We start from the raw sequence: 13,383 nt of genomic DNA on the forward strand, positions 1-13,383 counted from the left end.
ATCAGATGTTTACGTCGCCCACGAGATTCACCGTGATGCCGAGGCGATCGAACATCGCTGCCTTTGCGGCGAGCGCCTTGTCGGCGGTCTCGGCGTCGGGCGCGTAGACCATCTGCGCGTGGTTCGCCTTGTGCCGGGCCATGAACTGGTCGCGGGTCACGCCGTGCAGCGCGATGTGCGCGATCGGCCACTCGGGGTTGGTCGCGTTCTTGCGACGAAGGGTCTCTTCCTCCGGCAGCTCGACCGCCGTGGCGCGGAAGATGTCGGCCTGCAGCACGCCGTCGGCGATGAACACGCGAGAGAGGACGAGCTCGCCGGGCTTCGAGACGCCGTTGACTGTCGCGCCGCCGGCGGGGAAGAACACCGGATCCTGACGCCACCCCTCGGCCTTGTCCCAGCCGCCGAGGTGCGATCCGGGAACGGAGCCCGAGATCTCGTACACCCAGACGAACTGGCCGTCGAAGTCTTCGCCCCACCGCACGTCGTGCAGCGTGTTGTCGGGCACGAGCCCCATGGCGCGCCACACGCGATCCGTGATGAGCGCGTCGACGGCGACACCCTCGTCCGCCTCGTTGAAGTGCGGCACGGCGCGGCCGGAGAACAGCTCGCGCGATCCGTCGCGCGAGAAGGCGGGCGGGCGCTCGGTGGAGTTGAGCAGGCCCTCGGGGAGGTCCGACACGGGAGCGAGATCCTTGAGGCCCTGCTGGTATTGGATGCCGACCGCGTCGAGCCCGAAGTCGTCGGCGATGCGCAGCGCGGCGATGTACATTTTATACTGCTCGCGCAGCTGGCGCTCGGTGAGATCGGTGGCCTCGTCGGTGCCGAGCTTGAAGGTCATGCCCTTGTCGGCGAGCCACTCGCCGATCTTCGCGGCCTCGTCGTCCGAGACGGTCTGCATCTCGGCGTAGAGCGCCGACTGGCTGAGGCGTTCCTTGTAGACGCCGATCTGGTTGAGCAGCTCGTCGTCGAAGATGGCGTTGTACATGCCCATGCAGCCCTCGTCGAAGACGCCGATGATGGCCTTCTCGCGGAGCAGCTGGTCGCCGAGGGCCTGGCCGAGCGCGCGCTCAGCGCTCTCCGGAAGCTCGGGAAGCGCGCGCACGTGCGACGCGTCGTGGGTGATCGTGCCCTGTTCGATCCATTCGCGGATGCCGGCGCGGAACCAGTCGTCGGTGAAGTCGACCGACCACGTCGTGGAGTAGTCGATGCCGGCCTTCGTCATGCTGGCGTTGAGGCCCAGGAGCCCGACGAGACCCGGCCAGTCACCAGCGAAGTTCGCGACCGTGAGGATCGGCCCGCGGTGCGTGCGGAGCCCGGCGAGCACGTGGTGCGAGTACTGCCAGTTCGCGATCGCGACGATGAGCGGCGCATCCTCGGGGATGTTCTTGAAGACGTCGAGGCCCATGCGCTGGCTCGAGATGAAGCCGTGTCCCGTGGCGGGGTCGACGTCGAAGCCGCGCACGACGTTCCAGCCGAGATCGGCGACCGCCGCGGTCACGCCGGCCTCGACGCCCTTCTGCGTCTCCCAGCCGGCCACGTTCGCCGACTCACGGAGGTCGCCGCTGGTGATGAGATAGGCCGTCTTCGGTGCGAGCTCGGGTCGCGCGACGGTCTCCGGCAGTGCGTATGCAGACATGAATCTTCCTCGCCTATGGGGTGTTCGTGGGTCAGATCGGCCTCGATGTAAAGGATTACATGACGGACCGTGCGGAGACAACTCCCGTCGCCGCGAGTCAGTCGATGGCTGAGCGCAGCTCGCCGCGCAGAACGACCCGCTCGAGCCCGCCCGCGTCGCCGGCGATGCGCCGCAGCATCCGCTCCGCGGCCAGCTCGCCCATGCGCCGCGAGGGGAGGTGCACGATCGGCACGGCACGCGGATCCAGTGTCGTGAACGGAAGGGCGCCGATGACGGACACGGCGACGTCGCCCGACGAAAGCCCGCGCGCCCCCATCGCCTGAAGGACGCCGACGCCGAGGAGGTTGTTGCCCGCGATGATCCCGCCGGGCCGCTCCGCGCGATCCAGCAGCTCGAGCGCATGACGGCGGCCGCCCTCGACGCCGAAGTCCGCGTGAATGACCTCGACCGCACCCGCGTCGACGGCCCCTCGGGCGCGTTCGCGCGCCGTGCCGACGGTCGCGGATCCGGTGAGCATGGCGAGCGGGCCTCGATCCGCGATTGCGTCGGCCGCGAGAAAACCCGCCTCGTAGTTGTCCATCAGGATCTCGTCGACGTTCGCGCCGCGCAGCGGGCGGTCGATCGCGACGACGGCGGGGGCGGATCCCGTCGGCGCGGGCGAATCGTCATCGGCCGCGGCGAGGATCACGCCGGCCATGTTCGCGCCCGCGGCGACGCGCAGATACTCCGCCTCCCTCGCGTGATCCCCATCGGTGTTGCACAGCACGACGGAGTATCCGGCGGCGCGCGCCACGTCCTCGACGCCGCGCGCGATCTCGGTGAAATAGGGGTTCGAAACATCAGGAAAGATCAGCGCGATCATCTCGCTGTGCCGGCGGCGCAGCGACCTCGCGGTGCGATTCGGCACATACTGCAGCTCCTGCGCAGCCTTCCGCACCGCGCTGACGCGCTCCTCCGACACCACTTGGCCGTTGAAGACGCGCGAAACGGTCGCGGTCGACACCCCGGCCAGCTTCGCCACGTCGATGATCGTTGCCACGGTGCTCAGACTATGGGATCGATTACATCGGCGCGGCGCCGTCTACCCCCGCGCGAGCAGCGCGTCGACCTCTTCCTTCGACGGGATGCTGGGGGCGGCGCCGGCCTTCGTCACGGCCAGGGCGCCGGCCGCCATCGCCCGACGGATCGCGTCGTCGCGGGTGAGGCCGGCCGCGAGGCTGGCGGCGAGGCATCCGGCGAACGCGTCGCCCGCCGCAGTCGTGTCGACGACATCGACGCGGATCGGCTCGAAGAAGACGGCGTCATCAGCCGTCACGGCGACCGCACCATCGCCCGCGAGCGTGATGAGGGCGCAGCCCGTGCCGCGATCCGTGAACCAGCGGCCCGCCGCGATCGCCTTCTCGCGATCCGTGACCTCGATTCCGGTCAGCAGCCGAGCCTCGGTCTCGTTCGGCGTCACGAAGTCGATGCTCGCCCAGAGACCGTCGTCGAGGACGTGTGCAGGCGCGGGATCGAGCAGCACCGTGACGCCTGCGCGCTTGGCCCGGTCGACCGCGTACTGGGTGAGGACGAGCGGGGTCTCGAGCTGGGTGAGCATCACGGCGCAGCGGGATCCGACGGCGTCGAACGCGCGGTCGATGTCGGCCTCGTTGAGCTCACCGTTGGCGCGCGGCACCATGACGATGTCGTTCTCGCCCGCGGCATCGACACGGATGTGGGCGACACCGGTTCCGACGCCCGCAACCTCGCGCACGAACTCCGTATCGACACCGGCCTCCGCCAGCCCGGACCACACGATGTCGCGGAATAGATCATCGCCGACACAGCCCACCATGTGCGCGGGCGCCCCGGCTCGCCCCGCGGCGATCGCCTGATTGCCGCCCTTGCCGCCGAGCATGAGCGAGAACTCATCGCCGACAATCGTCTCGCCGCGCTCGGGAACGCGCTCCGAGAACGTCGTCACATCTACCGAGATGCTGCCGACGACGATGACGTCGGTGCGAGGCGATTGCGCCATTGCTCAAGCTCCTATCGAGTTCGCGAGTGTCGGAACGATCTGTTCCATTATCGAGGGCGAGCGCCGCTACCCCGCCAGCCGCCGGAACCGGTCGACCTGGCGGCTGCGTCCCGCAGTGCCCGCCTCGGCCTGCACGCTGCCGACCTGCAGGATCGCCCGGGCGAGCACCGCGGCGGGCTGCGTGCGGCGGGCATGGTCGTCCGCGAGCATCTCGACGAGGGCCTCGACCTCGACCTCCGCGCGCGCGGCGATCGGGAACCACGGCAGCGCCGAACGCCAGGCCTTGAACGCCACGAGCAGCACCTCGTGCCGCTGCTCGACGTGCGCGCGCTCGTGGGCGATCACGGCGGCGAGCTCGTCCTCATCGAGGGCGTCGAACAGGCCTTTGGACAGCACGGTGACCGACCCGACGCCTCGGGGCAGGCAGTAGGCGACGGGGGCGCTGTCGTCGAGCACGACCGTGCGCTTACGAGTCGGATCGGGCTCGCTCAACAGCAGGAGCAGCTGCAGGTGCCGGCGGCGCTGCCGATCGAAGCGCACCACCGTCACGACCAGATGTGCGATCAGGTAGAGCGCGAGCGCGGCCGCCGGGATCGCGGACAACCATGGGTGGGCGGGGAAGATCGCGTCGAAGATCAGCCACAGCGCGCCGATCATCGAGAAGCCTCCGGCGAGCGCGATCAGCTGCCACAGGATCAGGGCGCGTGCCGGCGCGCGGGCGGGCCAGGCGGCCCGCGAGAGCACGATCGGCGCCGGCCAGGCCAGGAAGACCGCGACGCACGCCAGCGCGATCGCTGAGCTGAACGCCGGGATACTCATGCTGTCCAGAGTACGACTCCGGTTCTGTCGGAACCTGCGGCACGGACCCTCAGGTTATGTCGGAGAAGGTGGCCCCACGCGGCCGGAATCGACGCATCGGGGCGGGTGCTCCGACAGAACCGCACTCAGTCGAGCAGCGACCTCAGGAATGCGGCGTCCTCGTCGGACACGCCGCCCACGAAGCGGGCCAGAACGGCCGAGCGGTCGCCCGAATCGACGAGCACCTCGTGCATCAGTTCGGCCTGGTGCTCGGCGCGCGAACCGATCGCGGCGTAGCGGTGCGGGCGCACCGACTTATCGGGGTCGACCAGGCCCTTCTTCTCAAGGCGCGACAGCACCGTGAGAACGGTCGTCGCCGCGAGCCCACGGCCGCGGTTCGCTTCGATCGCGTCCTTGATGTCATACGCCGTCAGCGGTTGCTCGGCGTCCCACAGCAGGTCCATCACGCTGCGTTCCAGGTCTCCCAGACTGCCCAATCGGTCCCCCTCGTTGGTATCTGATCTTCATTCTACTGCCTGTCGAAGCAACGTCTACTCATTGTCGAAGAACTTCTACGCACCGTAGAAACTGAGGTACGCTGGCCTCGTACTTCTACAGACCGTAGAACATTTGGAGCGCCCGTGGATCCTCTCGATATCGCCCGTTGGCAGTTCGGCATCACGACCGTCTACCACTTCCTCATGGTGCCGCTGACGATCGGCCTCGGCATGATGGTCGCCGTCCTGCAGACGATGTGGGTGCGCACCGGCCGCGAGCAGTTCCTGCGCGCCACGAAGTTCTGGGGAAAGCTCTACCTGATCAACTTCATCGTGGGCGTCGCGACCGGGCTCGTGCAGGAGTTCCAGTTCGGCATGGCCTGGAGCGAGTACTCGCGCTTCGTCGGCGACGTGTTCGGCGCCCCGCTCGCGATGGAGGGCCTGCTCGCCTTCTTCGTCGAGTCGACCTTCCTCGGCGTGTGGATCTTCGGCTGGGGCCGGGTCCGCAAGGGCCTGCACCTCGCCGCGCTCTGGTGCGCCGTCATCGCGTCGTGGATCTCGGCGTTCTTCATCATCGTCGCCAACTCGTGGATGCAGCACCCCGTCGGCGTCGAGATGAGCGACGACGGCCGCCCGGTGATGACCGATGTCTGGGCCGTGCTCACGAACAGCACCGCCCTCGCGGCCTACACGCACACGATCTTCGGCGCGCTCGTCGTCGCGGGCATGTTCACCCTCGGCATCAGCTGGTACCACCTGTGGCGCCGCCGCCACGACAGCATCGACACCGTCGACGACACCGGCCACGTCATCGTCGGCGCGGGCACGGCACCCGGCCGCGACAAGACCGACCACGGCGTCTGGATCTGGTCGCTGCGCTTCGGCGCCGTCGTCGCGATCCTCGGATTCGCCGGCACCGTCATCACCGGCGACGTGCAGGGCAAGCTCATGTACGAGCAGCAGCCCATGAAGATGGCCGCGGCAGAGGCCGCCTGCCACACGGGCGGATCCTTCTCCGTGCTCTCCATCGGCGACCCCGGCGGATCGTGCGACGACGTCATCACCCTCATCGAGGTGCCCGGCGTGCTCGGATTCCTCGGCACGGGCGAGTGGGGCGCCGAGATGCCCGGCATCAACGACCTCGAGCCGCAGTACATCGAGAGCTACGGCGCGACGATGCCCGACAACCCGCTCTACGGCGAGCACGCCGGAAGCGAGATCGATTACGTGCCCACCATGTGGGTGACGTACTGGGGCTTCCGCCTCATGATCGGCCTCGGCGGCATCGTCGCCGGCGCCGCCGTCGTCGCGCTCTGGCTCACGCGCCGCGGGACGGTGCCGCGGTCGCCGTGGATCATGCGCCTCGCGGTCCTCGGCATCATCGCGCCGTTCGCCGCGAACATCGCGGGCTGGATCTTCACCGAGATCGGCCGGCAGCCGTTCGTCGTCGCCCCCAATCCCGACTCCACCGGCATCGACGGGGTGTTCATGTACACGGCCGCCGCCGTCTCCCCCGGCGTCACGGCGGGCGAGCTGCTGTTCTCCGTCATCGCCCTGACGCTCGTGTACGCCGTGATCCTCGTCGTCGAGCTGTTCCTGCTCGTGCGCTACGTGCGGGGCGGCACCGCGGCGGCGATGCCGGAGCTGACAGACGACCACGACGACACCGACGACCCGCGCCGCGACGACGTTCTCGCGTTCGCGTACTGATTGGACACTGGCATGGATACTCTCCCCGTTCTCTGGTTCGTCGTGATCGCCGTGCTCTGGCTCGGCTTCCTCGCCCTCGAGGGCTTCGATTTCGGCGTCGGCATGCACATCCTGTTCGGCACGAAGGACGAGCGCACGCGCCGCACGATGCTGAACACGATCGGCCCCGTCTGGGACGGCAACGAGGTGTGGCTGATCACGGCGGGCGCGGCGATCTTCGCGGCCTTCCCGCTCTGGTACGCCTCGCTGTTCTCCGCGCTGTACGTGCCCCTCACGGTGCTCCTGCTCGCACTCATCGCGCGCGCCGTCGCGATCGAGTTCCGCGGCAAGGTGCACACCCGCCGCTGGGCCGAGTTCTGGACCTGGTGCCTCGGGCTCGGCTCCCTCGTATCGGCCTTCTGCATCGGCGCGATGATCGGGATCACCTCGACCGGCCTGCCGATCGACGCCAACGGCGACCGCGTCGGCGGCCCGTTCGCGTGGGCCGGCATCCCCGCCCTGCTCGGCGGCCTCGCGGTCGTGGGCTTCGCGATCGCCCACGGATCCGCGTTCCTCGCGCTGAAGACCGACGGCGAGATCCGCGAGCGCTCGGGCCGCGTCGCCGCGACATGGGGACCCCTGCTGCTCCTGCCCGCGGCCGCCTGGGCGATCTGGGTGCAGGTCGCGCACGGCGGATCCGTCCTCTCCTGGGCGCTCGTCGCGCTCGCGGTCGCCGGCGCGGTCTTCGCCTGGCTCAGCGGCCGGGCGCGACGCGAGGGGCGCGCGTTCGCGGGGTACGTGTGGTTCATCGTCGCGGGCGGCGGATCCGTCTTCGCGGGGATGTTCCCGTACGTCCTGCCGTCGACGCTCGACGACGCGTTCAGCCTGACGGTTCAGAACGCCTCCTCGAGCACGTACACGCTCGGCGTGATGACGGTCGTCGCGGCCTTCGGCCTTCCGCTCGTGATCGCCTATCAGGCGTGGTCGTACTGGGTGTTCCGCCGCCGCATCACCCCCGGCATGATCCCCGAGGCGCACGTCGTGCTCCCCGCCATCCTCCGCGCGCGATAACGACATCCGAACGCCCCGGATCGGTACGGCGGGGCAACCGGTCGGCGGGCTCAGATTCGGGTAGGCATGGAAGCACGATGACGAAGGATCCCTGGCGGGCCGAAAACAGGCCGGCCCACGCGCCCACGAGGCGCCCCGAGCTCGGCCCCGTTCCGCGCGTGCAGCTCGTCGTGCTCGGCGCGCTCGCCGTGCTGAAGGCCGTCGGGCTCGTGCTCGTCGCCGGCGCAATCGCGGCGGGCGTCGCGGGGCTCATGTCGGGCGAGCTCGACCCCTCCCACATCCTGATGCTCGGCACGGGGGGCGCGCTGCTGCGGGCGCTCGCGGCCTGGGGCACCAGCGGCGTCGCCCAGCGGATCGCCGTCACGGTGAAGCACGACCTCCGCGGGCGGCTGTGGGATCGCATCGCGGGCGGTGACGCCGAGGGCGCGGAGCTCGAATCGGATCCGGCGACCGATCGCCCCTCGGCACCCGCGCGCATCTCCCGCGATCGCGAGGGCGAGGGATCCGTCGCCGTGCTCGCGACCGACGGGCTCGACGATCTCGACGAGTACTACCGCACGTCGCTGCCGGCGATGATCCAGGCGGTCGCGGTGCCGCTGCTCATCGGCCTCCGGATCTTGGGCGCCGACTGGCTGAGCGCCGTGATCATCGTGCTGACGGTGCCGCTCGTGCCGCTGTTCATGATCCTCATCGGCAAGCACACGCAGGAGCGCACGGACGAGGCGACGAGCACTCTCGCGCGGCTCGCGAACCACATGACCGAGCTCGCGCGCGGGCTCCCCGTGCTCGTCGGCCTGAATCGGGTCGAGGAGCAGTCGCGCGCCCTCGACGACATCCAGCACGCGTACCGTCGCCGTACGCAGCAGACGCTGCGTACGGCGTTCCTGTCCTCCCTCGCGCTCGAGCTGATCGCGACCCTGTCGGTTGCGCTCGTGGCCGTCGTGCTCGGCCTGCGCCTGATGAACGGCACGGTCGGCCTCGAGGTGGCGCTCATCGCGCTGATCCTCGCCCCCGAGTGCTTCCAGGCCCTGCGCGAGGTCGGCACCGCCTTCCACGCGTCGCAGAACGGGCTGTCGGCGCTCCAGCGCATCCGGCGAATCCTCGGCGGCGCCCACCGCGGCGACGTGCGCGGATCCGAGCTGGCCGTCGTCGCCGACATCACGACCGAGATCGACCTGCCGATCACCCGCACCGAGCAGCAGAAGACGACGACGGATCCGGGCTTCCCCACGCTCGCGCAGATCGCCTCGGGAACGGCGTGGGGCGGCGAGAAGAAGGCCACGAGCCCGGTCGGCCCGGTCGTGATCGAGGTGCGGGATCTCGTCATCCAGCACGCCGACCGGTCGGCCCCCGTGATCTCGGGCCTCGATGCCACGCTGAGCGGGATCACCGCCGTCACAGGCCCCTCGGGCGCGGGCAAGTCGACGTTGCTGCGTGCCCTCGCCGGCACCCTTCCGTCGGACGCCGCGGCCTCCGGATGGATCGCCGGGGTCGACCCCGCATACGTGGGCTGGGCACCGCAGGCCCCGCGCGCCTTCACGACGACGCCGTGGGACGAGCTCGCCCTGTACGGCGCCTCGAACCCCGAGGCCGCGCTGCGCGAGGTCGGTCTGCACGACGCCGCCTACTCGGCGATCTCCGAGCTCAGCCCCGGCGAGCTGCGGCGCCTCGCCGTGGCGCGGGCGCTCGCGCGGGTCGACCAGGGCGCGAACGTACTGATCCTCGACGAGCCGACGGCGCACCTCGACCCGGTCTCCGCCGCTCGGGTGCGCGAGGCCATCTCGCGCCGAGCCGACCGCGCCACCGTGATTCTCGCGACGCACGAGGCCGAGACGCTCGCGCTCGCCACGCACACCGTGGCGGTCGGCGACGACGACACGAATCCGCGCGAGGCGACGGACGACGGCTCGGACGAGGTAGAGAACCCCTACGCCTCCACGGTCGCTCTGCGGGTCGTCACCGACACCGTGCGGATCGCCGACGCCGCCGAGTCGCAGGCGATCCGGCTGCCGAAGCTGCGCGGCCCCGCGCACCAGTCACTGCGCCGGTTCGGGCGCGTGCCGTGGCGGGCGCTGTCGCGCATCATGCAGCCCGGATCCGGCACCCTCACCTGGGTGTTCGGCGTGTTCCTCGCGTTCGTCACGACCGGCATGGGCCTCGCCCTGACCGCCGTGTCGGGCTGGCTCATCGTGCGTGCGAGCGTCGAAGAGTTCATCATGTACCTGCTCGTCGCGATCGTCGGCGTGCGGTTCTTCGGCATCGGCCGCGCCGTGTCGCGCTACGTCGAGCGCCTTGTGATCCACACGGCCGCGTTCCGAGCGACCGACCGGCTGCGCACGACGCTCTGGGGATCGATCGCGGCGCGCGGGGCGGGATCCCGCCGCCTCCTCGAGGGCGGATCCCCCATCGACTACCTCGTCACGCTCACCGACGAGATGCGCGATCTGCTGCCGCGCACGATCCCGCCGCTCGTCGTCGGGGCGCTCTCGATCGCCGCGATCTCGCTCACGACGTCGCTCGTCGCACCGCACCTGACGCTCGCCGTCTCGATCGTCCTGTCCGTCGCCGCGCTCGCGGGGCTCGCGGCCGCGGTCGTCGTGGCACGCGGATCCGCGCGGGTGCGCATCGGCGAACGGTCCGTTCTCGTGCGCGGCACGAGCGCCCTGGCCACTGCGGCCGACGAACTGCGCGCGAACGGCACGGGGATCCCCGCCATCGCGCGGCTCGACCGCACGGCCGCGCGGCTCGCGCGGGCGGAGCGCGGATCCGCCTGGTCGACGGGCCTCGGATCCGCGATCGTCGTGTTCGCCTGCTCGGTGCTCGCCGTCGCCGTGCCGACGATGTCGGTCGGCACCTCCGGCGAGCTCGCGTGCGTTATCGCGCTACTCGCCCTCGCCGCGACGGAGCCGCTCGAAGAGTTCGTGCAGGCGGGCCACCGCATCCCCGCGCTCAGCGAGGTCTCGCGCCGCGTCTCGCCTCTCGCCTCGGCGCCGAAGCCTGTGTCGACAGGCACGGCGCCCGCACCCGTTCCGGTGCGCGAACTGGCGCTCAACGATGTCGCGGCGCGGTACCCCGGCATGGATCAGGCCGTGTTCCGCGGCGTGAACGGATCCGTGCGCGCGGGCGGCTGGCTCGTCGTGGCCGGCCGTTCGGGATCGGGAAAGTCGACCCTGCTGTCGGTGATCATGGGCGCCCTGTGGACGACGAACGGGTCGGTGACGGCGAACGGGATACCGCTGAGCGAGCTCGACCCGGCGTCGTGGCGGTCGCGGGTCGCCTGGTGCCCGCAGGACGCCTACGTGTTCGACTCGAGCGTGCGCGCGAATCTGCTCATCGCGCGCCCCCGGGAGCAGGCGCCGACCGACGACGAGATGCTCGCCGTGCTGCGCCGCGTCGGGCTCGGGAAGCTCATCGACAATCTCCCCGACGGTCTCGACACGCACGTCGGGGCGGGCGGATCCGGGCTGTCCGGCGGTGAACGCCAGCGCCTCGCGGTCGCGCGGGCGCTGCTGACGCAGGCCGACGTGGTCCTGCTCGACGAGCCCGCCGCCCACCTCGATCGCCCGACGGCGGAGGCGATGATGGCCGACATTCGCGCGGCGACGAGCGATCGCATCGTCGTGCTGGTCTCGCACCGCGGAGACGCCCAGGCGCCGGAGGGCGCAGAGGTCATCCGCCTCTGAGCCGACCGGCCGCGGGTCACCAGATCGAGACGCGCTGCTCTGGTGCGAGGTAGAGGTCGTCCGACTCGGTCACGCCGAACGCGTCGTAGAACGCGTCGATGTTGCGGGCGATCTGGTTGCAGCGGAACTCGTTCGGCGAGTGCGGGTCGACCGCCAGCAGGCGGATCGCCTCGGCGTCGCGGATCTTCAGCTGCCAGACCTGCGCGAACGAGTAGAACACGCGCGCGACGCCCGTGAAGCCGTCGATCTCGGGATCCTCGGCGCCCGCGAGCGAGCGCGCGTACGACGACAGGGCGATCGAGAGGCCGCCGAGGTCGCCGATGTTCTCGCCGATCGTGAGGGCGCCGTTGACCGTGTGCTTGTCGTCGAGGTCGCGGGGCGAGAGCTCGTCGAACTGCGCGATCAGCTTCGCGGCGCGCTCCTCGAACGCGGCGCGGTCGTCTTCGGTCCACCAGTTGTTGAGGGCGCCGGTGCCGTCGTACTGCGAGCCCTGGTCGTCGAAGCCGTGGCCGATCTCGTGGCCGATGACGGCCCCGATTCCACCGTAGTTCGCGGCGGCGTCGCGGTTCGGGTCGAAGAACGGGTACTGCAGGATCGCGGCCGGGAACACGATCTCGTTCATCAGCGGGTGGTAGTAGGCGTTGACCGTCTGCGGCGTCATCAGCCACTCGTCGCGGTCGATCGGGCCGCCGAGCTTGTTCAGCTCGCGGTTGTGGCCGAACTCGGCGGAGCGGCGGGCGTTGCCGACGAGATCGGCGGCGTCGATCTCGAGCGCCGCGTAGTCGATCCACTTGACGGGGTAGCCGATCTTGGGCGTGAAGGTGTCGAGTTTCTCGAGCGCCTTCTCGCGGGTGGCGGGGGTCATCCAGTCGAGGTTCGTGATCGAGTCGCGGTACGCCTCGATGACGTTCTTCACGAGCTCATCCATCTGCGCCTTCGCCTCCGGCGGGAAGTGCCGTTCGACGTAGACCTTGCCGACCGCCTCGCCCATGGCGCCCTCGGCGAGGCTGACGCCGCGCTTCCAGCGCTCGCGCATCTCGGGAACGCCCTGCAGCGTGCGCCCGACGAAGTCGAAGTTCTCCTCGATGAGGTCGTCGGTGAGGTAGGGCGCCGCCGAGCGCACGACCTTCCAGCGCAGCCAGGTCTTCCAGTCGTCGAGGCTGTCGGCCGTGAGCAGCGAGCCGAGGCCGGAGAGGAACGAGGGCTGGTTGACGTTGATCTCGGCGAAGGCGTCGGCGTCGATCTCGCCGAGCACGGCGTCTCGCCACGGCGCGAGGTCGAGCCCCGCGAGCTGCTCGACGTCGGCCCACGTCATGAGGTTGTACGTCTCGACGGCGTCGCGGTTGCGCACGTTGTCCCAGTGGTGGCTCGCGACGCTCGTCTCGAGCGCGAGGATCCGCGCGGCGCTTCCCGCAGGATCCGCCACCCCGGCGAGCGCGAGCATGCGCTCGATGTGCCCCGTGAAGGCATCGCGGATCTCGGCGAAGGCCTCGTCGCGGTAGTACTGCTCGTCGGGAAGCGAGATGCCGGCCTGGGTGAAGAACGGCACGTAGCGCTCGGGGTTGCCGGGGTCGGGCTCGACGTAGACGCCGATGACGTTCGTCACGCCCTGGCGGTCGAACTCGCTGACGGTGCGGAGGAAGGAGGGGACGTCGGCGATCTGGTCGACAGCGGTCAGCTGGTCCGCGATGGGGGTCGTGCCGAGGGCCTTGATGCGCTCGGTGTCCATGAAGCTCGTGAACAGGTCGCCGACCTTGCGGGCCTCGGTGCCCTCATCCGCCGTCTGCGACTCCTGAACGATCGCCCGCACGTCCTCTTCGGCCTGCTCGGCGATCTCCATGAACGATCCCCATCGCGCCTTGTCGGCGGGGATCTCGGTGCGATCGATCCATGCGCCGTTGACGTGGCGGTACAGGTCGTCCTGCGGGCGGATGTCTGCGGAGAAGTCCTCGGATGCGAGGCCGGAAGGATGCGTCATGGCTCCAGCCTAGG

At 70.0% G+C, this 13,383-nt stretch carries 9 protein-coding genes; 3 read left to right on the forward strand and 6 right to left on the reverse strand.

Annotation, left to right across the window (positions count from 1 at the left end; all coding sequences use genetic code 11):
• Position 1 precedes the first annotated feature (1 nt).
• The 5 genes from G510_RS0107710 to G510_RS0107730 form a co-directional block, all read right to left on the reverse strand.
• Positions 2 to 1,636 (reverse strand): fucose isomerase, encoded by a 1,635-nt coding sequence (locus G510_RS0107710; protein ID WP_029153162.1) that lies wholly within the window; start codon positions 1,634 to 1,636, stop codon positions 2 to 4.
• Between the two features lie 97 nt (positions 1,637 to 1,733).
• Positions 1,734 to 2,675, reverse strand: a complete 942-nt coding sequence (locus tag G510_RS0107715; protein WP_029153163.1) for a LacI family DNA-binding transcriptional regulator — start codon at positions 2,673 to 2,675, stop codon at positions 1,734 to 1,736.
• A gap of 42 nt (positions 2,676 to 2,717) precedes the next feature.
• On the reverse strand, positions 2,718 to 3,653 hold the full coding sequence (gene rbsK, locus G510_RS0107720; RefSeq protein WP_029153164.1) for a ribokinase: 936 nt from the start codon (positions 3,651 to 3,653) through the stop codon (positions 2,718 to 2,720).
• 66 nt (positions 3,654 to 3,719) lie between these two features.
• Entirely contained in the window at positions 3,720 to 4,472 is a 753-nt protein-coding gene (locus G510_RS15940; protein ID WP_051216584.1) for a M56 family metallopeptidase, read from the reverse strand.
• Positions 4,473 to 4,597: 125 nt separating this feature from the next.
• Positions 4,598 to 4,948 carry a BlaI/MecI/CopY family transcriptional regulator gene (locus G510_RS0107730; protein WP_029153165.1) on the reverse strand — a complete coding sequence of 117 codons (351 nt, stop codon included), beginning with the start codon at positions 4,946 to 4,948 and terminating at the stop codon, positions 4,598 to 4,600.
• Positions 4,949 to 5,092: 144 nt separating this feature from the next.
• Here G510_RS0107730 and G510_RS0107735 point away from each other — a divergent pair, with 144 nt between their 5' ends.
• The 3 genes from G510_RS0107735 (at position 5,093) to cydC (ending at position 11,391) form a co-directional block, all read left to right on the forward strand.
• On the forward strand, positions 5,093 to 6,658 hold the full coding sequence (locus G510_RS0107735; protein ID WP_029153166.1) for a cytochrome ubiquinol oxidase subunit I: 1,566 nt from the start codon (positions 5,093 to 5,095) through the stop codon (positions 6,656 to 6,658).
• Between the two features lie 12 nt (positions 6,659 to 6,670).
• Positions 6,671 to 7,708 carry a cytochrome d ubiquinol oxidase subunit II gene (cydB, locus tag G510_RS0107740; protein WP_029153167.1) on the forward strand — a complete coding sequence of 346 codons (1,038 nt, stop codon included), beginning with the start codon at positions 6,671 to 6,673 and terminating at the stop codon, positions 7,706 to 7,708.
• Positions 7,709 to 7,785: 77 nt separating this feature from the next.
• The gene (gene cydC / locus G510_RS15945) at positions 7,786 to 11,391 is read left to right on the forward strand and encodes a thiol reductant ABC exporter subunit CydC (RefSeq protein ID WP_051216585.1); all 3,606 of its coding nucleotides are present in this window, start codon (positions 7,786 to 7,788) and stop codon (positions 11,389 to 11,391) included.
• A gap of 16 nt (positions 11,392 to 11,407) precedes the next feature.
• Here the strand turns inward: cydC and G510_RS0107750 are convergent, their stop codons facing one another.
• Positions 11,408 to 13,369 (reverse strand): M13 family metallopeptidase, encoded by a 1,962-nt coding sequence (locus G510_RS0107750; protein ID WP_029153168.1) that lies wholly within the window; start codon positions 13,367 to 13,369, stop codon positions 11,408 to 11,410.
• Positions 13,370 to 13,383 lie beyond the last annotated feature (14 nt).

The organism is Microbacterium gubbeenense DSM 15944, assembly GCF_000422745.1.
GTDB classification, from domain to species: domain Bacteria; phylum Actinomycetota; class Actinomycetes; order Actinomycetales; family Microbacteriaceae; genus Microbacterium; species Microbacterium gubbeenense.

What these genes read in the sequence shown, in the direction of transcription:
- G510_RS0107710 (WP_029153162.1), bottom strand. Translation starts at nt 1,636, where the DNA reads ATGTCTGCATACGCACTGCCGGAGACCGTCGCGCGACCCGAGCTCGCA.
- rbsK (WP_029153164.1), bottom strand. Translation starts at nt 3,653, where the DNA reads ATGGCGCAATCGCCTCGCACCGACGTCATCGTCGTCGGCAGCATCTCG.
- G510_RS15940 (WP_051216584.1), bottom strand. Translation starts at nt 4,472, where the DNA reads ATGAGTATCCCGGCGTTCAGCTCAGCGATCGCGCTGGCGTGCGTCGCG.
- cydB (WP_029153167.1), top strand. Translation starts at nt 6,671, where the DNA reads ATGGATACTCTCCCCGTTCTCTGGTTCGTCGTGATCGCCGTGCTCTGG.
- cydC (WP_051216585.1), top strand. Translation starts at nt 7,786, where the DNA reads ATGACGAAGGATCCCTGGCGGGCCGAAAACAGGCCGGCCCACGCGCCC.
- G510_RS0107750 (WP_029153168.1), bottom strand. Translation starts at nt 13,369, where the DNA reads ATGACGCATCCTTCCGGCCTCGCATCCGAGGACTTCTCCGCAGACATC.